This window comes from Vibrio sp. 1F169 (genome assembly GCF_041439605.1).
In the GTDB taxonomy this organism is placed as follows: Bacteria; Pseudomonadota; Gammaproteobacteria; order Enterobacterales; family Vibrionaceae; genus Vibrio; species Vibrio tasmaniensis_A.
Genome location: NZ_JBGOOI010000020.1, coordinates 1 through 24,219, shown reverse-complemented (window position 1 = coordinate 24,219; position 24,219 = coordinate 1). Strand labels below are relative to the sequence as shown.

21 protein-coding genes and 1 pseudogene are annotated in these 24,219 nt (G+C 44.0%); all 22 read right to left on the bottom strand.

Annotated elements, in window-relative coordinates:
- Positions 1 to 149 precede the first annotated feature (149 nt).
- The 22 genes and pseudogenes from ACED53_RS10410 to aspS all read right to left on the bottom strand — a co-directional run bounded on the left by ACED53_RS10410 (position 150) and on the right by aspS (position 23,902).
- Complete coding sequence (locus ACED53_RS10410; RefSeq protein WP_017101029.1) at positions 150 to 1,211, bottom strand: iron chelate uptake ABC transporter family permease subunit; 1,062 nt, start codon at positions 1,209 to 1,211, stop codon at positions 150 to 152.
- On the bottom strand, positions 1,208 to 2,248 hold the full coding sequence (locus ACED53_RS10405; RefSeq protein WP_017101028.1) for an iron ABC transporter permease: 1,041 nt from the start codon (positions 2,246 to 2,248) through the stop codon (positions 1,208 to 1,210). The genes ACED53_RS10410 and ACED53_RS10405 overlap by 4 nt, the downstream gene beginning before the upstream one ends.
- A 46-nt stretch (positions 2,249 to 2,294) precedes the next feature.
- Complete coding sequence (gene fepB / locus ACED53_RS10400; protein ID WP_017101027.1) at positions 2,295 to 3,278, bottom strand: Fe2+-enterobactin ABC transporter substrate-binding protein; 984 nt, start codon at positions 3,276 to 3,278, stop codon at positions 2,295 to 2,297.
- Between the two features lie 117 nt (positions 3,279 to 3,395).
- Complete coding sequence (locus ACED53_RS10395) at positions 3,396 to 4,211, bottom strand: siderophore-interacting protein (RefSeq protein WP_012603634.1); 816 nt, start codon at positions 4,209 to 4,211, stop codon at positions 3,396 to 3,398.
- Between the two features lie 168 nt (positions 4,212 to 4,379).
- Positions 4,380 to 6,440, bottom strand: coding sequence for a TonB-dependent receptor (locus tag ACED53_RS10390; protein ID WP_017101026.1), 2,061 nt, complete (start codon positions 6,438 to 6,440; stop codon positions 4,380 to 4,382).
- Between the two features lie 905 nt (positions 6,441 to 7,345).
- Positions 7,346 to 8,407 carry a quinolinate synthase NadA gene (gene nadA, locus ACED53_RS10385; RefSeq protein WP_009846384.1) on the bottom strand — a complete coding sequence of 354 codons (1,062 nt, stop codon included), beginning with the start codon at positions 8,405 to 8,407 and terminating at the stop codon, positions 7,346 to 7,348.
- A 209-nt stretch (positions 8,408 to 8,616) separates the two neighbouring features.
- Complete coding sequence (gene ybgF, locus ACED53_RS10380; protein WP_009846383.1) at positions 8,617 to 9,399, bottom strand: tol-pal system protein YbgF; 783 nt, start codon at positions 9,397 to 9,399, stop codon at positions 8,617 to 8,619.
- A gap of 33 nt (positions 9,400 to 9,432) precedes the next feature.
- Positions 9,433 to 9,975 (bottom strand): peptidoglycan-associated lipoprotein Pal, encoded by a 543-nt coding sequence (gene pal / locus ACED53_RS10375; RefSeq protein WP_009846381.1) that lies wholly within the window; start codon positions 9,973 to 9,975, stop codon positions 9,433 to 9,435.
- 111 nt (positions 9,976 to 10,086) lie between these two features.
- Positions 10,087 to 11,439, bottom strand: coding sequence for a Tol-Pal system beta propeller repeat protein TolB (tolB, locus tag ACED53_RS10370; protein ID WP_017101024.1), 1,353 nt, complete (start codon positions 11,437 to 11,439; stop codon positions 10,087 to 10,089).
- A 12-nt stretch (positions 11,440 to 11,451) separates the two neighbouring features.
- Positions 11,452 to 12,489, bottom strand: a complete 1,038-nt coding sequence (gene tolA / locus ACED53_RS10365) for a cell envelope integrity protein TolA (protein WP_017101023.1) — start codon at positions 12,487 to 12,489, stop codon at positions 11,452 to 11,454.
- A 13-nt stretch (positions 12,490 to 12,502) separates the two neighbouring features.
- Positions 12,503 to 12,946 carry a protein TolR gene (gene tolR, locus ACED53_RS10360; protein WP_017101022.1) on the bottom strand — a complete coding sequence of 148 codons (444 nt, stop codon included), beginning with the start codon at positions 12,944 to 12,946 and terminating at the stop codon, positions 12,503 to 12,505.
- A gap of 3 nt (positions 12,947 to 12,949) precedes the next feature.
- The gene (gene tolQ, locus ACED53_RS10355; protein WP_009846377.1) at positions 12,950 to 13,633 is read right to left on the bottom strand and encodes a protein TolQ; all 684 of its coding nucleotides are present in this window, start codon (positions 13,631 to 13,633) and stop codon (positions 12,950 to 12,952) included.
- A pseudogene (ybgC, locus tag ACED53_RS10350) lies at positions 13,623 to 14,059 on the bottom strand (tol-pal system-associated acyl-CoA thioesterase). The gene tolQ and the pseudogene ybgC overlap by 11 nt, the downstream one beginning before the upstream one ends.
- A gap of 172 nt (positions 14,060 to 14,231) precedes the next feature.
- Positions 14,232 to 14,534, bottom strand: coding sequence for a cyd operon protein YbgE (gene ybgE / locus ACED53_RS10345; protein ID WP_009846375.1), 303 nt, complete (start codon positions 14,532 to 14,534; stop codon positions 14,232 to 14,234).
- Positions 14,527 to 14,634 (bottom strand): cytochrome bd-I oxidase subunit CydX, encoded by a 108-nt coding sequence (gene cydX / locus ACED53_RS10340; RefSeq protein ID WP_000270284.1) that lies wholly within the window; start codon positions 14,632 to 14,634, stop codon positions 14,527 to 14,529. The genes ybgE and cydX overlap by 8 nt, the downstream gene beginning before the upstream one ends.
- A gap of 31 nt (positions 14,635 to 14,665) precedes the next feature.
- Entirely contained in the window at positions 14,666 to 15,802 is a 1,137-nt protein-coding gene (gene cydB / locus ACED53_RS10335; RefSeq protein WP_017101021.1) for a cytochrome d ubiquinol oxidase subunit II, read from the bottom strand.
- 13 nt (positions 15,803 to 15,815) lie between these two features.
- Positions 15,816 to 17,402, bottom strand: coding sequence for a cytochrome ubiquinol oxidase subunit I (cydA, locus tag ACED53_RS10330; protein ID WP_009846373.1), 1,587 nt, complete (start codon positions 17,400 to 17,402; stop codon positions 15,816 to 15,818).
- 551 nt (positions 17,403 to 17,953) lie between these two features.
- On the bottom strand, positions 17,954 to 18,970 hold the full coding sequence (gene ruvB, locus ACED53_RS10325; RefSeq protein ID WP_009846372.1) for a Holliday junction branch migration DNA helicase RuvB: 1,017 nt from the start codon (positions 18,968 to 18,970) through the stop codon (positions 17,954 to 17,956).
- A gap of 103 nt (positions 18,971 to 19,073) precedes the next feature.
- Positions 19,074 to 19,685: a Holliday junction branch migration protein RuvA gene (ruvA, locus tag ACED53_RS10320; RefSeq protein ID WP_009846371.1), complete on the bottom strand. Its 612-nt coding sequence runs from the start codon at positions 19,683 to 19,685 to the stop codon at positions 19,074 to 19,076.
- Positions 19,686 to 19,777: 92 nt separating this feature from the next.
- Positions 19,778 to 21,238, bottom strand: a complete 1,461-nt coding sequence (locus tag ACED53_RS10315; protein WP_017101020.1) for a methyl-accepting chemotaxis protein — start codon at positions 21,236 to 21,238, stop codon at positions 19,778 to 19,780.
- A 194-nt stretch (positions 21,239 to 21,432) separates the two neighbouring features.
- Positions 21,433 to 21,954, bottom strand: coding sequence for a crossover junction endodeoxyribonuclease RuvC (ruvC, locus tag ACED53_RS10310; RefSeq protein WP_009846369.1), 522 nt, complete (start codon positions 21,952 to 21,954; stop codon positions 21,433 to 21,435).
- A gap of 169 nt (positions 21,955 to 22,123) precedes the next feature.
- Positions 22,124 to 23,902, bottom strand: a complete 1,779-nt coding sequence (gene aspS / locus ACED53_RS10305; protein ID WP_017101019.1) for an aspartate--tRNA ligase — start codon at positions 23,900 to 23,902, stop codon at positions 22,124 to 22,126.
- Positions 23,903 to 24,219: the final 317 nt, after the last annotated feature.

Here is a 24,219-nt window from a genome sequence, read left to right as displayed (position 1 = left end):
GGGTACACCATAACCCATTGGACCAACTTGTCATTTTTGAGTACTGATCTAACTCGGTAAAACGAGTCTTGCTCTAACACTCATATACTTGACAAATAATCGGTAAACTTAAGAAGTATCGCTCTCATTAATCATATGAGTACCTATGCTTAAAACTGGCGAGATCGGGTCAATAGCCAAATTAAATATATGCCACCAACAATACCCGTCATCCTGCCTATGGGCACGCTTGCTTGAAAAGGCAACCATTGAATTAAAACGTCCGCAGTTAAGACCAACAACGCGCCCATAAGGGCTGAGGAGAATAAGGATAATGCTCGCGACTTTCTCAATCGACCGACTAATTGAGGAGCAGCAAGGGCAATAAAGGCAATAGGCCCTGCAGCTCCTGTCGCGAATGCAGCTAAAACCACAGCAAAGAAAATCATAGAAAGACGGACTCGCTCAACTCGGATACCCAGCTGAGTTGCGATGTCATCCCCCATCTCTATCATGGCAAGCGCACGCTTTAGCATCATCATAAAAGGGAGGAGGAGAAATACCCCTATAAGTACAGGATAAACATGTGTCCATGTCCTAGCATGCAGTGATCCTGCAAGCCATAGATTAGCCAAAATGGCATTGTCTAAATTACCCTTAACTAACATCAGGCTGTTCAGCGCACTCAAAATGGACCCGATCCCAATACCAGTGAGTATTAGGCGATACCCTCCAACCACTCCTGCTTTTACCGCGAGTAAGTAAACGATAACGGCCGTAATTACTCCGCCGACTATCGCCGCGATTGCAACTTCTATTGCCCCTTGCTCAAACAAAACTATTTGAGCAATTGCCCCGGTCGCAGCCCCCGTAGTGAAGCCAATGACATCTGGAGAACCAAGAGCATTTCTTGATACCGATTGAAATACCGCACCAGAAATGCCTAACGCAGCCCCAACAAAGAGCGCAGTAAGAACCTTAGGTAGTCTTATGTTAAGAATTATTCGATCTTTTACGCCCCCCTCTCCAACCCCAAGAATGATATCGGCCACTTGAGGCAACGAGATATTAAACTTACCCAATGTCATGGAATAAGTTGCAATAGCGCAAACTGATATCAACAAAATCAAAGCGATAAGTATATGAGACGGTTGATAACAGAAAGAAAACTGACCGAAGCGTACAACACTTCCCGAGCCAGAATTTTGAAGAGTGTAAGGCTCAATCATCATAGGAGAGATATCTTCCAACGTTTCACTAAGAATACAAAGAATGGCCCGCCGATTAGAGCAATCATAATACCTACACTGATCTCATTGGGATACCCGACGATCCGGCCTAGCACATCGGCGACAACCGCCAGAATGGATGCAATCAGTAAAGAGAAAGGCATCAACCATTTATGATCCGGCCCCGCCGCCATCCTTGCAATATGAGGGGCAGTAAGACCAACAAAGCTGATAGGACCAGCCGCCGCAGTAGAGGTCCCCGCTAAAACCACAATAGCAATAGAAGCAAAACACCATATTTTGATCGGGTTAACACCTAAGGCGTGACCAATATCGTCCCCTAACGAGACAGTATCTAAGGCTTTACTTAATGAAAATGCGATTACTAATCCAATGGCTACTAACATGGCAGCCGGGATCAAGACATCGTAACCTCGCCCTTGAAATGACCCCACAGCCCAATGTCTATATTGTTCAAACACCATTTCATTGCTGTTTATTGTGATCATGTGAGTCAGTGCAAGCAACACAACCGACAAAGCAGTTCCCGCCAATACAACTCTTACAGGGTTAACCCCTTTATTGACCCCAGCAAGGGCAAAAACACCCGCTCCGGAAACAGCCGCCCCAAGTAAACCAAACCACATCACATAGGCCATATCATGGATGCCCAGAAAGGCTATCGCTGAGACTATGGCAACTGTCGCCCCCGCATTGACACCGAGTATCCCAGGATCTGCTAATGGGTTACGAGTTAAGCTTTGCATGATAACGCCAGCAACACCAAGCGCACCGCCAACAACTAAAGCTAACAAGGTGCGTGGAATTCGAAGGTGGACAACCAATAGATGATCACTGTTGGTTGGATCAAAAGAAAAAATCGCATCCAAAGTCACTGCCGGCGATATGTAATGCGTGCCGATAAAAAGGCTAAAACACGAGGCAAAAAATAACAACACGACTCCCGCCATCAGCCACCGTCGTCGTTGTCCATTTCTTATCTGTTCAAATGCTTCTGCAGGACCAGCAATACTTGTCATTACGGACATCCTTTACCCATTTACCATTGGCATTAACCATTAGCCATTAACCTGCATTTGTATCTCGTTCAAAAAGCTGAACAATGTCGTTAACGATTTCAGTGGCACTATACATATCGATACGAAATGAATTCTCACCTAGGCCAAAGACTTGTTTATTCTGGACGGACGGAAGGTTGATCAAGATTGGGTCATGCATGAATCGATTAGCGCTGTCGTCGCTCGCTTCTAGCAAAAATGTCGTATCGGCTTTAAGTTGAGTCAGCAGTTCAAAGTGGACGCGCATAAAATCTGATAAAGGCACGGTGTTGTCATGCCATTGACGATTTTGCACTTCCATTTTGAAACCGAGGTCAATGAGCAAGTCCGCATGAACGCCGTCCTCTAATGCGATAGCATTGGTAGCTCCAGGTCCAAAATACGCCACAATATTGGTTTCGCCTTCTGGTATCTGTAGTTTGTTTTTACTCTGGTTAACGAACAACTCAAACTGGCTAATTTTTTGTTGGGCTTGTTCTTCTAACCCTGTCGCCTGTCCAAGCCTCAAAGCCAAGTCTTGCCATGATTGTGCGGTGTAATCCAAAATAATGGTTGGTGCTATTTGCTTAAATTCAGCTATTTGATCTCTCGCCGAATCACCACCGCGCCATGCTACAACAATCAAATCAGGTTCATAGATATAGGCAGACTCTAAATCAACGCTGCCAGCAGGCCATGCCTTTTCGACGCTTCTCTGTTCAGCAATATCTGCCCATTGACTAAAAAACTTCCCTTCATAAGTGAGTGCTGTTGCGGCTAAAGGAGCATCAATCGCCAGTAGCGTCCCGCTAATCGTCACCGAGGTAGAAAGGATTCGAGTCGGTTTAGATGGGATCACTGTCTGTGAGCCATCCGCATTGACGAAAGTCTTGGGATAAGTATTTTGATATGTCATTTCGGTTTCTGCGAAAACAGAAGCCGAAGCTGAAATCAAAAAAACAACAACGAACTTAAACACAATATTGATTTTAAAAATTACATTGATTCTCATTTACTACTTGCACTTCATTTAGTCTGAGTTTAATTATTAAGATGGACTTGCTGTGGTGACTACTAAATCAGAAAAATCATGGCTGAAACATCTATCGAATAACTTCAATAAAGCTGATTAGTACTCTTCATCCATAACTTCATGACGTTCATCATGGTACGCTTCTTCATCCTTACCTCGTTTCCAGTAAGGAATCGCATACATATCTTTTTTAGACAGCTTGTACTCTTGTTTAAGCGCTTTACGACACGCAATCACGCTTTCATTTTCACCCGCAATGAAAGCCGAAAGCGAGTGAGATCCATTCGGTGCAATTAAGCCGGAAATAGCTTCGCTCAATAGAGATTGATCGCTATTTTCGTCTCTAATTAGCCACTTCAGAACCAGACCTTGCGGATGCTGAATATCATGCTTATCTGCGGCATCCTCTATCTCGATAAATACATAGCCTTGAGTGTCAGAGGGAAGGCTCTCCAAAATCGCACTAATGGCTGGTACTGCTGTTAAGTCTCCCGCAATAATATGCCAATCTGCGGGTTCAAGTAATGGGTCAGGCCCAGCAGGACCTACAAGGCCAATTTGGAAACCTTGTTCTGCTTTAATTGCCCACCCGCCGCCGGGAGAATCGGTTCCGTGGATCACGAAATCGATATCAAGCTCATTCACATCAGCTCGATACTTTCTTACGGTATAGGCTCGGGGCACGGGTTTATGCTCAGGCCAAATCACAGTTTCACCTTCTCGGTAAGGTAACTGCAATATCCCACTAGCTCTATTGGGGAAAAACACTTTTATGTGTGTACCATTTTGATCTTCAGGGAACCCTTTTAAAGAGTCGCCCGTAACAGTTACTCGCAGTAGATGCTTTGAGATCTTCTCCTTGCGAACAAAGTCCAACAACATCGGATGTAAACGCACTGGTTGATCGCTCATCAATTTTCCTCTTAAAGAGATCTACAGTATTGAGGGGAAAGCATGACTTGGGTGGGAGCCTCTCCTAATGATCAGAGTTTTACTCATAGGGTCTTCGCCACTTTCCATGCTAATGATTTCAAAATAAACGCCTTGTTTTGAGCAAGGCGTTTTATTATATCTAACCGATTAGAAGTACAATTCTACTGAACCACCAATTTGGCGAGGTGCTTGCTTCGTAATATCGTCTCCACCAAAATTGAATGTTTCTTTTTGAGAATCAAACAAGTTTGTAGCGAATAAAGACATACGTCCGTTAGTAAACACATAGGCAACTTGTGCATTTGCAACCCAGTAAGCATCAATACTCTGGTTAGCTGAGTTTTCAACGTCACTGAAGTAATCTCCAGTGTAATTCGCATTACCACTCAATTCGAAATTCTCAGCAAACATGTATAAAGCACCGAAGCTTGCCGTCAAAGAAGGGGCTCGAGCGAGTTCTTTTGAGCTATTAGCATGATCTTTGTAGCTTGTTTTCAACAAACCAAGTGAAGCCAATAGTTCTAAGTTAGATGTCGTTAACCAACGGCTTCCTAGTTCTGCACCGTAAGTATATGCTTCATCAACATTATCAACTTTCACATCACCTTTTGATGAAGTCTCCAGTACTTGGAAATTATCGTAGTCGTTGTAGAAGACGTTAGTTGTTAACTCAAGTTCATTATCTAGCAGACTATGGCGAGTGAAGAATTCATAGTTCCAAACGTATTCGTCTTCATACGTATATGAAGAAAATGCCCACGTTTTGTTATTGAAGCCAACACCGCCGCCTCCAGAGTTAAAGCCCTTAGCTGCTCGGATACCCACGGTTTGGTCTGATTCAGGCTTATAGGCAACTTCAAGCTTGGGAAGGAATACATTTGATGTTTCATCATAATCTAAGCCAAAACGACCCGGGGCAACATAGCGTTTTTTGCTTTCGCGTTCGAATCGCCCTGCCGCTACAACTTCAATGCTCGGCATCACCAAGTACGTCACTTCAGCGAATGCCGACATAGCACGGTTTTTGCCTTCCATTGGTATAGATGACCCAGTCTGTTCAAATACATCATCATCTTCAGATTTGAAGTAGCGTAAACCAAACAAACCAGAGAGATCTTCGCTAAGGGAATCAAATCGAACCAAAGGCTCTATTTGGAATTCATTACCTTTGGATTTGAAATCCTGCTTTCTGCCTGCAGGATCAGTGATTCGGTCGTAAGTGCGATCGGTGTAGATCAAATTATTTTCAAACACTAACGTATCTGAGATGTCATAAGATACATCCCAAATGCCGCTTGTTGACTGAGTTTCGTAAACAGCTCTATTGATCTTTGTTTGTTGAGATTCAGATTGAGGTCCCACAGTATCCATATGGGCAATCGTTAACGTGGTTTTGAACCCAGGAAGGCCTGCTGGCTCTAGCAAAAATTTACCACGAGCTGTCGTCATTTCAATGCGATTAGGGTCACCGACTGGTTCATAAGCAGTAAGGTCTGCGTCACTACTGCGTTTTTGTTGATCAACACTCAATCTGAAGGCCAGTTGATCTTCTAGTATTGGCGCCGAGATAACCGCTGCGGTTTGAGAATAGTCTTGCTGACCAATAGCAGCCTTTACTTTGCTCTCAAAATCGTAAGTCGGATCATTAGATTTTAAAACGATAGCACCCGCAGATGCATTTCGGCCTTGAACGTAGCTTTGCGGTCCAAGATAAATTTCCGCTTGCTGCATATCCCATAAAGAACGAGGGCCAAACGCAACTTCAGAATAGCTGAGTGAACGTCCATCAATTGAAAGGTTCAACCTTGGCACGGAGCCACCAAAAGCAGCCAACCCGCCAATAGAAGGTCCAGAACCATCAACACCACGAATCGATGGTAGGTTATTACCCTGCCCTGAATCCACAATGTTTGGTGTTAACTGCAGCAGATCGTCGACCTCAGATGCGCCTGGAGTACTCGCGATACGATCTTCATCATACACATGCACGCTTGAGCCTGTATCATAAATCGAACGTTCTATTTTTTCGCCATACACGGTAACTTCAAAAGTAGTTTTGTCTTCGTTAGTGGTAGTTTCATTATTATTGTTTGTCGCTGCAAAAGCTTGACCACTTACACTAAGTCCCATGATGATTGCAGATAAGGTGCGAAGTTTGAATCTGCTATTTCCTAGCTCATTCACTGTCGCGGGGCGTAATGCTGTCATTTAAAATTCTCCTTGATTAAGCATTAACTTTAGGTGGGCTCATGTAACGGCATTTATAATGAAAACTAGGGAAGACATTCAAAAGGTGTTGAAAACGCAACAACTCAAAATGAGTATAAGCTGTACTTCCTTAGCTCCTTATTGACCACTGCTTTAATACATGAGCCAAAATTCCGACTGAAAACCGTCACATTGAACAAGCCCTAAGTCACTCAACGAATAAATTGAAAAATGATTTCCCTTTCAATGACCTGACGAATTTTCAACCGTACCTTATCGGTTGCATGTTTAAATGTAAAGCATTCTCATTTAATATTGATAATAATTATCACTGGCGTTAATTAACTTGAATTGAGAATTCTGATTTTTGATGGTTCGAGCACCTAACGAGACGCCCTATTCATGAAGAAGGGAAGAAAAATTAAAAATAAGACAGTATTAAGCTTATGTAGAGTTAATCTGAGACAGAGTTAAGAGCTTTAGAGAGGTACTTGAGCAAATGATTAGCAGGCTGAGTACGTAATCCTACTCATCTCTTGAATAGTTAAGCGGTAGCCTGCAATTCCGCTATCACTGACACCAATAATCGAATATTGCTCTCCTGCTAAAGCGCTCGTGCGGACTGACCATCTCGCTGATACTGGCTCGTGAACACTCTGTCTCAGACTTACCATGTCCATAAAAATCAGGACTTATTAACTGATAGCTATTACTAATAGTGGTATTTGCTACGATTGGTACATATCTAATGCAAACAGCAGCTACTAGTCAGACTAGATAGAGGCTAATATTCAGATACAAAAAAACCAGCACTGCGGCTGGTTTTTTAATGATGACAAATGCACCACATTATAAAGACTGCATAGTTATAAATATTGGATTATTTATAACCTCACGTCATTAGATTAAGCGTTGCCTTTCACTTGCACGTTAAGCTGCTCAGCAAAATCTAGCATGCGGTTCAATGGGATAAGGGACTTCACGCGCAGTTCGTCAGAAACGAAGATCTCGTGTTGCTCGCCACCATTCTCAAGCGCATTTTCAATCGCTTCAAGGCCGTTCATTGCCATCCAAGGGCAATGCGCGCAGCTTCGACAAGTTGCACCGGCACCTGCTGTCGGCGCTTCAATCAGCTCTTTTTCAGGAACCAGTTGCTGCATTTTGAAGAAGATACCTTTGTCTGTCGCGACAATCATCTGTGGATGAGGCAGCTCTTTTGCTTTCTTGATCAGTTGACTTGTTGAACCAACAGCGTCAGCCAGTTCAACCACGCTTGCTGGTGATTCTGGGTGAACCAAAATAGCCGCTTCTGGGTATACTGATTTCATTTTCTTCAAAGCATCAGCTGAGAACTCGTCATGAACAATACACTCACCTTGCCAAAGCAACATGTCAGCGCCAGTTTGATTTGCGATGTAAGAACCTAGGTGACGATCTGGGCCCCAAATAATGGGTTTGCCTTCAGCGTCTAGGCTTTCAACGATTTCTAAAGCGATGCTCGACGTAACTACCCAGTCTGCACGAGCCTTAACAGCCGCAGAGGTATTCGCGTATACAACCACTGTATGGTCAGGGTGAGCATCACAAAATTCTGTAAATTTGTCTGCAGGACAGCCAAGATCAAGAGAACATTCAGCTTCTAGTGTTGGCATTAGAATGCGTTTTTCAGGTGTAAGAATCTTTGCTGACTCCCCCATAAAACGAACGCCAGCGATGATCAAAGTGCTTGCAGAATGGCGGTTACCAAACTTAGCCATTTCTAATGAATCGCCAACAAAACCACCAGTTGCTTCAGCCAGGGCCTGAATTTCAGGATCTGTGTAGTAGTGTGCAATTAGAACTGCATCTTTTTCTTGAAGTAGTGTTTTGATGTTTGCGATGTGGGCCTGCTTCTGAGCGTCGCTCAGTGGAACTGGCTTAGGCGGAAACGGGTAAACTGTATCGATTTTATCTAGTATATGACTCATTGCTCTTGCTCTACGCAACTTCTTCCGAGAATTAGAGTATTCTACACAGGACAGCGATTGGGATCAAAAAGGATTGGTTTCAAGCGATGACTAACTAATGCTTAAAACGCATAAACAAAGCGATGCGTTGGCATTACAAAGAAGAGAAGTAGACACAAAAAGAAAGTGATCAGATATAAAAAAGAGGTACCTGAGCACCCCTATTTTGTTTACAAATGGGTTTTAGCCACTTTAGCCGAAGCACTGTTTGGATACTCGGTTACAACTTGCTGGTAATATTTCTTAGCTTGCGTCGCGTTGTTGTTACGCGTAGCTATGTCACCAAGCTTAACCAGAGCATCAGAGCGCTTGTTGGAGTCTTTGTATGACACAACAGCGGCAAAGCTCTTCACAGCTTCCTTATCTTGCTTTTTAGCGAAATAAAGCTGACCTAACCAATAATGGGTGTTAGGCGTGAAGGTCGAGTCTGGGAAGTCTTTTTGAAACTTTTGGAATGCTGCAATCGCACCCGTGTAGTCTCGTTGCTTTAGAATCATATCTACAGCATTTTGATAAGCGGTTTGCTCATCAACATCAGTACTGAACGTACCAGAAGCATCCTTAGAGCCTTCGCTCGCTGCTACTGCTACCGTTGCTGTTCCTGCTGCTTTCACCTCGCCTCTCACACGATCCAGTTCAATGAACAATTCACGTTGGCGCTCGAGCATTTGTTTCATATCGTAGCTGTTTCGCTCCAACTCACCACGAAGTTCACTGATCTCCAGTGACATATCGTCGATTTGCTGCTGCATTTGAAGCTGAACGAGATTACGATTTTGAAGCAAGCGCTCTAAACGCTCAATATCTGATTCGTTAGATGCTGATCGAGAGGAAGATGATGAATTTGTTGCGGTGCTATTGAGATCGGATACTGGAGCTGGTGCAGCGAACGTAGTGTTCGCTGCACTTGCCAGTAACGAAAGCAAAATGACTCGCTTTGTGTTACTGAACATGAGGCAATTCCTCAATTATATAGCCTACTGAAATTAGTAAACTAGTACTGCACGACGGTTTTTAGCGTACACGTCTTCAGATTGACCTAGAAGAAGTGGCTTCTCTTCACCGTAGCTTACGATAGAGATTTGGTCTGCTTGAACACCTAGAGCTTGTAGGTATTTCGCTACAGCTTGTGCACGACGCTCACCAAGTGCGATGTTGTACTCAGGAGTACCGCGCTCATCAGCATGACCTTCAACAGTAACGTTCATATCAACGTTCTTAACTAGGTATGCTGCGTGAGCTGCAAGCATTTCTTCGTAGTCGCCAGCGATAGTAGAGTTATCGAATGCGAAGTAGATTGTTTGAGTTTCGCGTAGCGCTTGCTCTTTAAGCTCTTGCTCAGACAGTTGACCGTTAGCGTCAATTGGCGTTACAACAGTTGTATCTACGTTGCCTTCTGAACCTGAAGTTGTTTGGTTGCTTTCTGTGCCAGATGTTGCAGAAGTTGCTTCATCAGTTGAGCTACATGCCGTTACTGCCATCACTGGTAGTGCAATCATCAAGCCTTTAAGAACTTTGTTAAGTTGCATCTTTTTTTCCTTACGTTATCAAACTTAGTTTCTACAGCGACTAAGTGCTATAGATAGTTAAATGCCACAATAGTTAACACTATCAATAGCTAAAAGAATGTATCAAATCAACTAGAGAAACGGTGACCACGAAGGCGCTCTTACGCGTCCGTTCGTTGCCGGTAATCTAGCCTTAAAACGACCGTCGATAGAAACCATCGATAGTACGTTTGTTTTATTGTAAATAGAGCTATAGATAACCATACCTCCATTCGGTGCAATACTTGGAGATTCATCTAACAATGTTTTTGTTAGCACCTGAACCGCACCGGTTTCCAAATCTTGTTTAGCCAAGTTAAAACCCGAATTGCTACGATTAACCATAATCAGGAATCGTCCGTCAGGGGTGATCTGGCCACCTAAGTTTTGGCTACCTTGCCAAGTAATACGAGATGTCAAATTATTTGACAAATTTACATTATAAATCTGTGGTTTACCACCACGATCAGATGTGAAAATTAGAGACTTGCCATCTGGGTGCCAGAATGGTTCAGTATTGTTAGAACGACCGCGGGTAATTTGAGTCAGCTTACGGCTAGCAAGGTCGAGTGTGTACACCTGAAGACTGCCTGTTTTCGACAATACCAACGCCAATGTTTTACCATCTGGCGAGAATCTTGGCGCACCATTATGACGAGGGTATGACGTCACTTTCTCGCGCTCACCCGTGTAAATATTCATTATGAATATTTCAGCTTGGCCATTTTGGAAACTCACATACGCAAGCTTCTTACCGTCTGGCGACCATGCTGGTGACATAAGAGGTTGCTTAGAACGAAGCACCAAACGCTCGTTAAAGCCGTCGTAGTCAGCAACACGAAGCTGGTACGGGTATTTGTCTTTGTCGTTCACAACTACGTAAGAAATACGCGTTAGAAACGCCCCTTTCTCACCCGTTAGCTCTTCATACACTAAATCAGAGATTCGGTGTGCGTACTCTCTCAAGCGTTTACCAGGCACTGTCGCTTTCTTGTTGAACAGCACATGATCTTTAGAAAGTACTAATTGGCCTTCATCGCTTAGTGCACGGCTTTGCCCTTTAGTCAGTTGACCACGAACAATGTCGATCAGTTGGTAGTTCACCACATACTGCCCTTCGGCATTTTTAGTGATGCTACCTGTTAGCAGTGAATCAACACCTAGGTTAGTCCAAGCATCAAAATTCACCTCGGTTTCGCTGTAAGGCGTTTGAGGCATTTTACTTGTCGCAACTGGGCTAAATTTACCACTGCGTTGCAAGTCAGAAGCGATAACTGCTGACACATCGTGCGGCAGTGGTCCTGCGCCTTCCCAACGGAAAGGAACAATAGCGATAGGTCGTGCAGAGTTAATACCATCTGTAATAACCAGCTCCAGTGCCGCATGGGCAAACTGGCTGCTTGTAGCTATTAAGAAAACAAAACTCAGTAATAGTTTCTTTAACACAAGTTCGTCCTTTTACTCTGGTGATACAGTTAAGTTAATGTCTTTCAGTGATTTTATAATGTCTGGGTCCTTAGGTAACGGGTAAGATTGCACTTGTGCTACCGCACGCTTCGTTGCCGCACATAAGCGACTGTCACCATCTAAGATACTCAATCTACCTAATATCGCATTCGATCCCGTTGGAATAAGCTTTAGGTTTACTCGACATGAACGACCTCTGTAGCTGTCTTCTAACAACAAGTTTTGTTGAATGAGTTGGGTATAGATAGCACCATAACGCTGCGCTTCATCACGAATAAATTGTTGTCTAGCTGAAGAGTTTTGAGTCGCTTCAGTTTCAAGCCCAGCAAAAATATCGTTCAATGCCGCTTCTTGCTGTTTACGCTCTTTCTCCGCTCTTGCTGCAGCTTCTTTCGCTTTACGGGCTTTTTCTGCTGCGGCTGCCGCTTCCTTCTCTTTCGCTATACGTTGTTTCTCAGCACGCTCAGCGGCCTCTTTCGCGGCTTTTTCTTTCGCCACGCGTTCTTGTTCAGCTTTAGCAATGGCCGCTTCTTTTGCCTTGCGTTCTTTTTCCGCTTTCACAACCGCTGCTTCTTTCAATTTACGATCAGCTTCTGCTTTAGCGGCTTTCTTTTGTTCTTGCTTTAAACGAGCCTCTTCAACTTTACGTTGTTTTTCATTCTCAACTCGACGCTTTTCCGCGTCGCGAGCCGCTTTGGCTTCTTTAGCTTGCTTTTCTTTCAGCTTTCGAATGTTCTCTTCTTCAGCTTTACGATTTTTTTCAAGTCGTTCGCTTTCACGTCTTAGTTTATCTAAACGCTCTTGCTCTTTTTTGCTCGCCGCTTCTCTTTGTTGACGAATCTGTTGAGCTTGCTGGCGAACCAACTGAGGATCAATCACCACAGCTTGAACCATCTGCCCTGTAGGCTTTGGCTCTGACATGGTGAAATCCGCTCCCCAAATGAGCGCAACGAATAAAACGACGTGCAGCCCAAGAGAAATAAGAAGCGGTGATCTAAAATTATTGGATTGTTTATTATTCGCTTTCATGAATGCTACGGAGCTATTCCCTTATATCCGTTAAAAGGCCAACCTTTGGCACACCTGCACGGCTTAATTCATCAAGTAAGATAACCACTTCAGCGTAAGGCGTTGCAGCATCACCGCCAACCGCCACTGGAGAATTTGGGTTCAGAGACAGTTCCGCCTTCACTCGGACGATAATATCTTCCAGAGACAAGCCTCGCTGAACCTCTTCGTTATTAACGCTCAAACCAAGCTCACCATCTTTGTTCACTTCAACGATAATGAAACTCGCGTTGTCGTCACCCAATAGATCTGGTGCAGATTTTGCCGTTGAAGCTTGAGGCAATTCAACATCTACGCCTTGAGTAACAAATGGCGAAGTCACCATAAAAATGATCAGCAAAACAAGCATAACGTCGATGTAAGGTACAACGTTAATCTCTGCTGTCATTTTGCGTTTTTTAGGTTGGTATCCGGCCATCTATTATTCCCTGCCAGCCATCGCTTGACGGTGAAGAATACTATGGAACTCTTCAGAGAAAGTCGCGTAGTTGTGCTCTAACTTACCAACTCGGCTGCTAAAACGGTTATACGCCATCACAGCGGGAATCGCCGCGAATAAGCCCATTGCTGTCGCGATCAGTGCTTCTGCAATACCAGGAGCAACCATTGCTAATGTCGCTTGCTTCACTTCACCTAATGCGATGAATGAGTGCATGATGCCCCAAACCGTACCAAATAGGCCAATGTATGGGCTGATAGAACCGACGGTCGCCAAAAAAGGTAAGTTCGTTTCGAGTTCATCAACTTCGCGAGCAACCGCAACACGCATTGCACGACCAGTGCCTTCCATGATGAAGTCTGGAGACGCTGCATTTGATTTTCGAAGGCGAGCAAACTCTGTGAAGCCGGCGTAAAAAATCTCTTCAGTACCAGAGAGTTCGTCTTTGCGCTTATTACTCTCTTGATACAATTTAGCGAGATCAACTCCAGACCAGAACTTATCTTCAAACACGTCAGTTTGTTTAGTAGCTTGAGATAATACTTTGCTTCGTTTGATGATCATCGCCCAAGAAACAACAGACATGCCCATGAGAATTAGCATGACCATCTTAACTAGTAAGCTAGCTTCTAAAATTAGGCCTAAGATTGAGATTTCAGCAGTCACTATTCGTTAGCTCCGTGAGAATAAATGTTGGCATTGCTTTGGGTTTCATTTTTTGATTGTCGATACATGCTACCTTAACCATTGCTTTACACAATGCTTTGCCATCAGGATTTACGATCTCTTGACAGAAGACCAAGGTAGCTCGCTTCAACTCGTAAATATTTGTAATGACTTGTAAAGAATCATCAAGGCGCGCACCTTGAATAAAATCGATGTCCATATGTCGGACTACAAACCGATATTTTGTTCTAACAAGACTTGCTGAGAGACGCCAATTGAGCGCAACATCTCAGTTCGAGCGCGTTCGAAAAACTTAAGATAGTTTGAATGGTATACAACACCACCTGCATCGGTGTCTTCGTAATACACTGTCACTGGCCACGTAAATGGCTTAGATAATCCCTGCAATTTGATACCACAATTCAAAACGATAAAGATCTCACTATAACCTAACTCCTTATCATTAATAGTATATCGCTGTGAATTTTTTGATTTAAGAGACGAAAAAAAAGGCCATCTGTATAAGATGACCTCTTTTTGGCTAAAAACCCAACAAGTATAAAGGTTCACGTCGTTATGAACCTAAATCCTTTGCCTTTTATAAAAGGCGCAGCACCGTTAGGTAGAGCAAAATTGTGAGTGAAACGTATGGGCTGAACAGTAGTTGCCACATCCAAGCTCTCGGCTTAAATCCGATACCGTAAACCATGCTTGAACATGCTGCCCAAATGAACATTGGCCCGATGATCGCATTAAAGCCACCGATGCTTGTCGCATACGCTTCAGGTTCCCACATCACTAAACCTACATGCATGAAACCCAATACTAGAGATAAAGCTCTTAACAGAGTCTTATCCATAGGTTGATGCAGTTTAGCGATTTGCTCTGCGAGATTACTCACTGTCTTTATCCATCATTTCTGAATGCTCTAACCATAGAGCATTGATGATGCCGAATGCACATGCTAGAAGTACACCCAAAATCCATGCGAAATACCACATAAAATTTCTCCTAAGTTATTTAACTTCTAGCTTAGTAAGCTGAAACGTCGTTATCTTCGATGTGTTTCTTATCTAGACGGCCGAACATTTTGTAGTATGTCCACGTTGTGTAGCCAAGAATCACAGGAACCATTACCGCCGCAACTCCAGTCATAAGACCAAGCGTTAGCTCACTTGCTGTTGAATCCCACATAGTCAAGCTATGGTTAGGGTTCCAGCTTGATGGCATTACGAATGGGAACATTGCAAAACCAGCCGTTAGAATAACACCAGCGTTCGATAGGCTTGAGAACAAGAATGCGAAACCACCACGCTCAAAGCGAGATGCAACCACAGCAAGCAGTGGCATTACTACACCAAGAATCGGCGCAGCCCACATTGCTGGATACGTTTCGAAGTTTGTCATCCAAGCACCAACTTGAGGTGATACTTCTTTATTTAGTGGGTTTGAATCAGCAAACGTGTCTATCGTGCTTGTAATTACATAGCCTTCGATAGATTGAACCCAGAAACCACCGATAACGAACAGAGCAATAGCAATTAGGCCAGTGATCTGAGCAACGTTACGTGCGCGGCTGTGCAGTTCTTCTGTTGTCTTCATTTGAAGCCATGTTGCACCTTGCATCACGAACAACATCAGAGCCAACACGCCACATAGCAATGCAAACGGGTTTAGCAGAGCGAAGAACGTACCATGATACTTAGACATCATCAGGTAGTTCAGCTCGAATGGAACACCTTGTAGTAAATTACCAAATGCTACACCGAAGATGATTGGCGGAACTGTGCCACTAAAGCAAAGTGCGTAGTCCCATGCCTTACGCCATTTTGGCTCTTCAATCTTTGAGCGGTAATCAAGCGCAAGTGGACGTAGCCAAAGTGCTGCTAGCGTCACGTACATTGCGAAGTAGAAACCAGAAAACGACGTTGCGTAAACCAATGGCCATGCAGCGAACAATGCACCACCAGCCGTAATTAGCCATACTTGGTTGCCATCCCAGTGAGGGGCAATAGTATTCAGCATAATACGACGTTCAGTGTCGCTCTTACCGATAACCGGTGAAAGAGCAGCAACACCCATGTCAAAGCCGTCAGTTACGGCGAAACCAACCAGTAGAACACCGATCAATACCCACCAAATAAGTCGTAAGCTTTCGTAATCAAACATAATATTCCCTCACTTATACTTCGACTGAACGGCTAACTTTGTCTTCAACAGAGTTATCGTTTTGTTCAAAGTGGTAACGGCCTGTCTTTAAGCTACTTGGACCTTTACGTGCGAATTTCAGCATTAGGTAAACTTCAGCAATCAAGAACACTGTGTACAGTGCAAGAATTGCAAATAGAGAAGTCCAAAGCTGTTCAATAGTCAGTGCTGATGCAGCAACGTTAACCGGCAGGATTTCACCAACCGCCCATGGTTGACGACCAAATTCAGCAACAAACCAACCTGCTTCAATCGCAATCCAAGGTAGTGGGATTGAGAATAGCGCCGCTTTAAGTACCCATGGTTTCTGTTCGATCTTCTGACGACACGTTTGAACAAACGCCGCACCGAATACAAACAGCATGATGAAGCCACAAGCAACCATCAGACGGAACGACCAGAATAGAGGCCAAACTGTTGGGATAGAATCATCCGCAGCCATTTGGATTTGGTCTTCTGTTGCATCAACAACATCGTCTGTGTAGCGCTTAAGAAGCAGACCGTAACCTAGGTCACCTTTTACTTCGTCAAATGCCGCTTTGTTCTCTTCTGAACGGTCACCACCACGTAGCTTTTCAAGCAACTCATACGCATACATACCGGTACGAATACGATCAACGTGATCGTCGCGCAAGTCACGTAGTCCTGTTACTTCTGTATCAAAAGAACGTGTTGCAATAATACCCATAACGTAAGGGATCTTAATTGCGTAGTCTGTGTGCATGGTTTCTTGGTTTGGAACACCAAATACAGTGAACGCGGCCGGTGCTTCTTCAGTGTGCCATTCAGCTTCAATAGCTGCTAGCTTCACTTTTTGAACTTCACCAAGCTCGTAACCAGATTCATCACCTAGCACGATTACTGACAAGATTGCCGCCATACCGAAAGATGCTGCAATCGCAAAAGAGCGACGAGCAAAGGCAAGGTCACGACCTTTAAGAATGTAGTATGAGCTGATACCAAGGATGAACATTGCACCCGTTGTGTAACCAGACGCTACTGTGTGTACGAATTTAACCTGTGCTACTGGGTTTAGTACAACTTCAGCGAAGCTCACCATTTCCATACGCATAGTTTCAAAGTTAAATTCTGCACCCACTGGGTTTTGCATCCAGCCGTTAGCTACCAAGATCCAAAGCGCAGAGAAGTTAGAACCAAGTGCTACTAACCACGTTACCGCTAAGTGTTGACGCTTTGACAATCTGTCCCAACCGAAGAAGAAAAGACCAACAAAAGTAGACTCTAGGAAGAATGCAACAAGCGCTTCGATAGCCAGCGGAGCACCAAAGATGTCGCCAACATAGTGAGAATAGTATGACCAGTTAGTACCGAACTGGAACTCCATGGTTAAGCCTGTCGCTACACCAAGAGCAAAGTTAATACCAAACAATTTACCCCAGAACTTAGTCATGTCCTTGTAAATTTGCTTGCCAGTCATTACATAAACTGACTCCATAATGGCAAGTAGAAATGCCATACCTAAAGTCAGTGGAACAAATAGGAAGTGATACATCGCTGTAAATGCAAATTGCAATCGCGACAGATCAACAACATCAATCATGGTAACTCCTTTGTGTCGGCTGAATGACACTTGTGTGATTATTCACCGCAAAAATCCGTGTTAAAACAATTCGTGAGATTGTTATTACAAATTGAAATTTGTAGTAAAAACGTACCGTTATAGTTAGATTATTGTTAAGCATGAGCTAATATAGCTGACGCTAATATTACTGGTAAAATCAGTATGTTTCAAAAGGTTTATAGGAGAACCTTGCGTTGATTTGTATCAATTTTATTCAAGCAAATTAGAGTTATTTTTGAACAGTTATGATTAAAATCACACCAATTATGTCTCTATTAATAGCAGTATATGATATCTGTGACAAAAGCTCAGCACTGCATCAACATATGAATTACAACTACCCATAAAGTATTAACAAAAAACATAACAGCTTATTTCATTTTTTGTTACTCAATTCAAACGTGAAATCAAAGTTTTCATTTTTGAGGGAGCTATTCAGCTTTTTTATCGACTCGCTCAAAGAGTTGTTATTCAATAGAAAGCAAAAAATCCCAGCGCTTATGCAACTGGGATCTTTAAAAATGAATGAATTAACGATTAGATGGTTTATCGATGCCGAAGTGTAAATACGCTCTGTCGGTCGCGATTCGACCTCTTGGCGTTCTTTGTAGATAACCTTGTTGAATCAAGTAAGGTTCTAACACATCTTCAATGGTATCTCTTTCTTCACCAATCGCCGCAGCCATGTTGTCTATACCAACCGGGCCACCACCAAACTTCTCCATAATCGCAAGCAAAAGCTTCCTATCCATGTAGTCGAAACCTTTAGCATCGACATCCAACATGTTTAGCGCTTTATCAGCAACCTCTGGGCAAATATGTCCATCGCCTTTCACTTCCGCATAGTCACGAACGCGGCGCAGTAAACGGTTAGCAATACGTGGCGTACCACGAGCTCGACGAGCAACTTCTAACGCCCCTTGCGATTCCATAGAAAGACCAAGACAATCAGCACTTCGTTGAACGATGTTTTGTAAATCTTCAACTTTATAGTACTCAAGACGCTGAGTAATACCGAAACGGTCACGCAACGGCGAGGTCAGTGAACCAGCACGAGTGGTTGCGCCAATCAAAGTGAAAGGAGGGAGGTCGATCTTGATAGAACGTGCCGCTGGGCCTTCACCAATCATGATATCTAATTGGTAGTCTTCCATTGCTGGGTACAACACCTCTTCAACCACAGGGCTTAAACGGTGAATCTCATCAATGAACAGCACATCATTTTCTTCAAGATTGGTCAGCAACGCCGCTAGGTCACCCGCTTTTTCTAGAACAGGGCCTGAAGTGGTACGAATGTTCACATCCATTTCATTAGCAACAATGTTTGCCAATGTGGTTTTGCCCAAGCCTGGAGGACCAAATATCAACAGATGATCGAGCGCCTCATTACGCATTTGTGCTGCTTTGATGAAAATTTCCATCTGACCACGGACGTGATCCTGACCTTGATAGTCAGCCAGTGCTTTAGGGCGTATTGCACGATCAATGACATCTTCATCTTTGAATACTGGGTTGTCCGGTGCAATAAGGCGATCGGCTTCAATCATAAATTCTGCTATTCCTAACTATGCTCTTGTTGACTCTGCGCTTCTTGATTCTGTGTAAAGGCAAAGTGAATGAGTCTATTTTGTCGAACAAGTATATTGGGTATTAAACCATCGATTTCAGAGCTTCGCGAATCAACTGTTCGCTGGTCATGCCATCTTTAGCCACTTGAGAAACCACCTTAGAAGCTTGAGTCGGCTTGTAGCCTAATGCAAGTAGCGCACTTACCGCTTCTTCTTCCGCGTCGTGCACAGTTGGCATAGAGTCCATTGGCGCTGCATCTGTTGCAGGTGTAAACAGGTCACCTGCGCCCCACCCTTTCAGGCGGTCTTTCATTTCAACGACCAGACGTTCTGCGGTTTTCTTACCAACACCCGGCAGTTTAACCAGCGTTGAGATATCTTCTCGTTCAACACTTTGAACGAATTGGCTAGCGGTCATGCCTGAAAGAATCCCAAGACCAAGTTTAGGACCGACACCATTCGCTTTAATCACTTCACGGAACAAGGCACGCTCTTTAACCGTGTTAAAACCATAAAGTAGCTGAGCATCTTCACGTACCACAAAATGAGTGTAGATAATTGCTTCTTCGCCTACGTTTGGTAACTCATAAAAACAGCTCATTGGCATTTGAACTTCATAACCAACACCACTGACTTCAATCAATAATTCTGGTGGCTGTTTTTCTATTAATGTACCGCGGAGACGTCCGATCACAATTCACTCTCTTGATGGAATTTAATTTGGAGGACAGAATATAAAAGAACTGGATACTTATCCAGTTCTTTGTGTTTTTTGAAGTGAATTATTTAGACTTGCTTGGCTTGCGAGACCACGCTGTTCAAGCTCGCGACCAGTTCTTTAACCGAAGTCACATGACCTGTTAGCTCAGAACCATAATTCGCGACTAAGCCTGACACCGATTTAGTTTCCGCCACACTTTGAGCCACTTCTGAACTGACGAGATCGAGCTCTTTTAACGAATTCATCTGCATTGCCATAATATTGGTGAGCTGATTAACATCTGTTGATATGGTTTGCACCTCTGAGATGATGCCGTTCATCTCGCTCGCCGTGGTTTCGATGATTGCTCTGCCATGCTCCACTTCCTCTTTACTTCGGTCTAACAAAGTTCGAATCTCTATCGCGGAATGACTGCTTTTCGCCGATAGCTCTCTTACCTGATCCGCTACCACAGCAAAGCCTCGCCCCTGCTCACCTGCACGCGCAGCTTCGATTGCCGCGTTGAGTGCTAATAGATTGGTTTGCTCAGCAACCGAGGTGATCAAATCAGCCACTTTCATGATTTCTTGATTACTTTGAATGATTTGACTGATCGCATCGGTTGAAGCTTCTAATGACTCTGAGCTCTTTTGCGCTTTGGTTCCCACCGCTTCGCTGCGTTCTTTCAGTTCACCTACAAATGAATTGGACTCTTCGATACCTTGGGTCATTTGGTGCAATTGTTGGCTCATCTCTTCGGCAGCGCTCGCTTGAGATTCACAATTGACATTCAACACTTCGACTTGAGCATGCAAGTCTTGTGACTGCTGTTCTAAATGAACCGAAACACCTTGTAGACTCTCTGAATTCGAATTAGCTTGATCAAGCACCACCGAGAGTCGCCCTTCACTTTGAGTCGCTTGATTGGCAATCTGTTGGCTTTCTGAAATCGCATCCTCTGCCATTTCGATCGCCACCTCTTTCTGTTTCGCAGTAAATGCTTGGGCAATGCAGATCACCACCAACGGCATAATCACACCGGACCACGTTTCTACCACTACCGCATCAGGAGTTAACTCAAGCTGGGGAAATGCAAATCCATTGAGATGTGCTGAGGTCATCACTAATGAAACACCGATAACCAGTCCACTCCATACCAAAGCCACAATTCGTGTTCCTGACAAGAAAAAAGCGACCACTAACAAAGGCACCCAATAAGCTTGAGTGGAAGCCACAACTCCACCGCTTTGATAAATGATGTTCAACGCGTGGACAGCCATGCCGACAAAACCAAAGTTAAGTGCAAGGCTCGGCTTACTCGTCACACGAAGTAGCAGTGCCGAGATCAGTTCGAATACGATAAGAAATACAGATGTGGCGATCAGAAGTTGCTCTTCTTGCTTAGTCCACTTGATTAAGCTATAGACACCCACGAAGAATGCGATAAAAGTGAAGAGTAATAAGATATCGGCTTGTCTGACTTCGTTGTTACTCCAGCCATTGCTTTTAGGTAGAAACAGCGCGCGCCACAGCTTGATTGGGTTCATCAGTGATCATCCTTGATTAACTTATAAGACCTCCGACCAATGTTAATAACATGTTAAATGATACGCAATGTTATTATCTGGGTTCTGTTCGAAAGATCTCATTTCATCAAGGATTTAGGTGCGTATTGTTTTGATATGAGCCAAACGGGGCGTAAGGCTCATCGAAAGAAAACTTCTAGAAAGCGATAGGGGGATTAACGGTAGCGTCCTTTTCTCGCACCTGTCGCTTTACCTGCCAGTGCAACCAAGGTTTTATTGGTGTTAGCGTGAGTGATCGCTACGCCGAGAGCATCGGCAGCATCAGCCTGGGGTTTGGCAGGTAGCTTGAGCATGCTCATCACCATGTTCTGAACCATCGACTTATCAGCGCCACCATTACCAGTCACCGCTTGTTTGATCAAACGAGCCGCATATTCATGAACAGGTAAATCTGCATTCACCGCTGCCACAATCGCGCTACCTCGAGCTTGTCCAAGCTTAAGTGCAGAGTCAGCGTTCTTCGACATAAAAACCTGCTCGATCGCAAACACATCCGGTTGGAACTGAGTGATGATTTCGCTCACACCGGCATAAATCTGTTTTAGTCGACCTGGCAGTTCTTTTTCGGAAGTACGAATACAACCACTACCTAAGTAATATAGATGGCGACCATTTTGACGAATCACGCCATAGCCGGTAATGCGAGAGCCAGGGTCAATCCCTAAGATAATAGACATAACTTCAATACTGATTATTTATACATGCTTTTTAGCTTAGTATATCGAACGCAAAAAAAAATGCCCGTCAAATTAACGGGCATTTTCTAATTTACTCACAAATCTTGACTAATTAATTAAGAGCTATCTATCAACTAGGATCTCTTCATCAACGAGAAAGATAACAGGCTTACGCTTGCTCTTTCTTCTCTGCCAATTTAACAGCGATTGCTAGCTCTTCCAGTGATGCTGGGTTTGCTAGGCTTGGCGCATCTGTTAGTAGACATGCTGCTGCTGTTGTTTTCGGGAATGCGATAACATCACGGATATTCTCTGTACCACAAAGTAGCATTGCTAGACGGTCAAGACCGAATGCTAGACCTGCGTGTGGTGGCGTACCGTACTTAAGTGCTTCAAGTAGGAAGCCGAACTTCTCTTGTTGCTCTTTAGCTTCAATACCTAGGATACCGAATACAGCCGTTTGCATTTCTGCGCTATGAATACGTACCGAACCACCGCCTACTTCGTAGCCGTTGATTACCATGTCGTATGCATCAGAGTTTGCAGCTGCTGGGTTCGCTTTTAGCTCTTCCGCGTTCACACCTAGTGGCGATGTGAATGGGTGGTGCATTGCGTGTAGGTTACCTTCGCCGTCTTCTTCGAACATTGGGAAGTCAACAACCCACAGAGGAGCCCATGCAGATGTGTCTGTTAGCTCTAGATCAGTACCTAGTTTAAGACGAAGTGCACCCATTGCTTCAGCAACGATGCCCGCTTTGTCTGCGCCAAACAGAATGATATCGCCAGATTCAGCTTGAGTGCGATCTAGAATACCGTTGATTACGTCTTCGCTTAGGAATTTAGCAACTGGAGATTGAATACCTTCCATGCCTGCAGCACGGTCGTTAACCTTCATCCAAGCTAGGCCTTTCGCGCCGTAGATGTTTACGTGTTCAGCGTAACCGTCAATTTGCTTACGAGTTAGCTTAGCACCACCTGGAACACGGATAACCGCTACGCGACCTTTTTCGTCGTTAGCTGGGCCAGAGAAGACTTTGAACTCAACGTCTTTAACCAAGTCAGCAACGTCCACTAGCTCTAGTGGGTTACGTAGATCTGGCTTATCAGAACCGAAACGACGAATCGCTTCAGAGAAAGGCATTACTGGGAATTGACCTAGTTCAACATCTAGAAGTTCTTTCCACATATCATGAACAAGCTTCTCAGTCACGTTACGCACTTCTTGAGAAGTCATGAAAGATGTTTCGATATCGATTTGAGTAAATTCAGGCTGACGGTCAGCACGTAAATCTTCATCACGGAAACATTTAACGATTTGGTAGTAACGGTCAAAACCTGACATCATCAGCAGTTGCTTGAACAGCTGAGGAGATTGAGGAAGTGCGTAGAAGCTACCTTTGTGAACACGGCTTGGTACTAGGTAGTCACGAGCGCCTTCAGGTGTCGCTTTCGTTAGTACTGGCGTTTCGATGTCTAGGAATAGGTTCTCGTCTAAGAAACGACGAACGAAGCTAGAAGCACGCGCACGAAGCTTGATACGGTCGCTCATTTCTGGACGACGAAGATCGATGTAACGGTACTTAAGACGCTGCTCTTCAGAGTTCGTTTGGTTGAAGTCTAGTGGAAGCGCTTCTGAACGGTTGATGATCTCAAGGCCAGTTGCGTAAAGCTCAACTTCACCCGTCGCCATATCTTTATTTACTTGGCTGTTCGGACGAACGCGTACTTCACCAGTAAACTTGATACAGAATTCATTACGCAGTTGGTTAGCGATCGGAAAGATATCTTTCATACCTGGATCGACAACAACCTGAACGACGCCTTCACGATCTCGCATATCGATAAAGATAAGACCGCCTAAATCACGGCGACGGTTTACCCAGCCGCACAATTCTACAGTTTGTCCCGCCAGGGACTTGTTCAGGTTACCACAGTAATGGGTACGCATAATGAATTTCCCAATCTCTTAATTATTTACTAATTTCCAAGCTGTCAGTGGTCATTCCACACAACAGAGCAAAGGAACATTTATACGCGGAAACTCGCTTAAAATCGACCTTCCACATTCGAATTTATTGTGTTTTATCTGGCTTTGCTGCTTTTTAGCCCATCAAGTGCGCAAAGATTCATCAAAACCGAAAGAATTGCGATAATTATATCTCGAAAGTACCTTAATCAGCAAAACTCTCGTAAAGTAGATTTTAGGGCGCGTTGACCTTTCGTGGTTAAATTTTGTTCGAGATAAAAGCGTTTTAATCGCGGCGA

Coding starts and splice junctions, on each gene's coding strand:
- ACED53_RS10410 (WP_017101029.1), bottom strand. CDS start 1,211: ATGATGATTGAGCCTTACACTCTTCAAAATTCTGGCTCGGGAAGTGTT.
- ACED53_RS10405 (WP_017101028.1), bottom strand. CDS start 2,248: ATGACAAGTATTGCTGGTCCTGCAGAAGCATTTGAACAGATAAGAAAT.
- fepB (WP_017101027.1), bottom strand. CDS start 3,278: ATGAGAATCAATGTAATTTTTAAAATCAATATTGTGTTTAAGTTCGTT.
- ACED53_RS10395 (WP_012603634.1), bottom strand. CDS start 4,211: ATGAGCGATCAACCAGTGCGTTTACATCCGATGTTGTTGGACTTTGTT.
- ACED53_RS10390 (WP_017101026.1), bottom strand. CDS start 6,440: ATGACAGCATTACGCCCCGCGACAGTGAATGAGCTAGGAAATAGCAGA.
- nadA (WP_009846384.1), bottom strand. CDS start 8,407: ATGAGTCATATACTAGATAAAATCGATACAGTTTACCCGTTTCCGCCT.
- ybgF (WP_009846383.1), bottom strand. CDS start 9,399: ATGTTCAGTAACACAAAGCGAGTCATTTTGCTTTCGTTACTGGCAAGT.
- pal (WP_009846381.1), bottom strand. CDS start 9,975: ATGCAACTTAACAAAGTTCTTAAAGGCTTGATGATTGCACTACCAGTG.
- tolA (WP_017101023.1), bottom strand. CDS start 12,489: ATGAAAGCGAATAATAAACAATCCAATAATTTTAGATCACCGCTTCTT.
- tolR (WP_017101022.1), bottom strand. CDS start 12,946: ATGGCCGGATACCAACCTAAAAAACGCAAAATGACAGCAGAGATTAAC.
- cydX (WP_000270284.1), bottom strand. CDS start 14,634: ATGTGGTATTTCGCATGGATTTTGGGTGTACTTCTAGCATGTGCATTC.
- cydB (WP_017101021.1), bottom strand. CDS start 15,802: ATGTTTGATTACGAAAGCTTACGACTTATTTGGTGGGTATTGATCGGT.
- cydA (WP_009846373.1), bottom strand. CDS start 17,402: ATGATTGATGTTGTTGATCTGTCGCGATTGCAATTTGCATTTACAGCG.
- ruvB (WP_009846372.1), bottom strand. CDS start 18,970: ATGATTGAAGCCGATCGCCTTATTGCACCGGACAACCCAGTATTCAAA.
- ACED53_RS10315 (WP_017101020.1), bottom strand. CDS start 21,238: ATGAACCCAATCAAGCTGTGGCGCGCGCTGTTTCTACCTAAAAGCAAT.
- ruvC (WP_009846369.1), bottom strand. CDS start 21,954: ATGTCTATTATCTTAGGGATTGACCCTGGCTCTCGCATTACCGGCTAT.
- aspS (WP_017101019.1), bottom strand. CDS start 23,902: ATGCGTACCCATTACTGTGGTAACCTGAACAAGTCCCTGGCGGGACAA.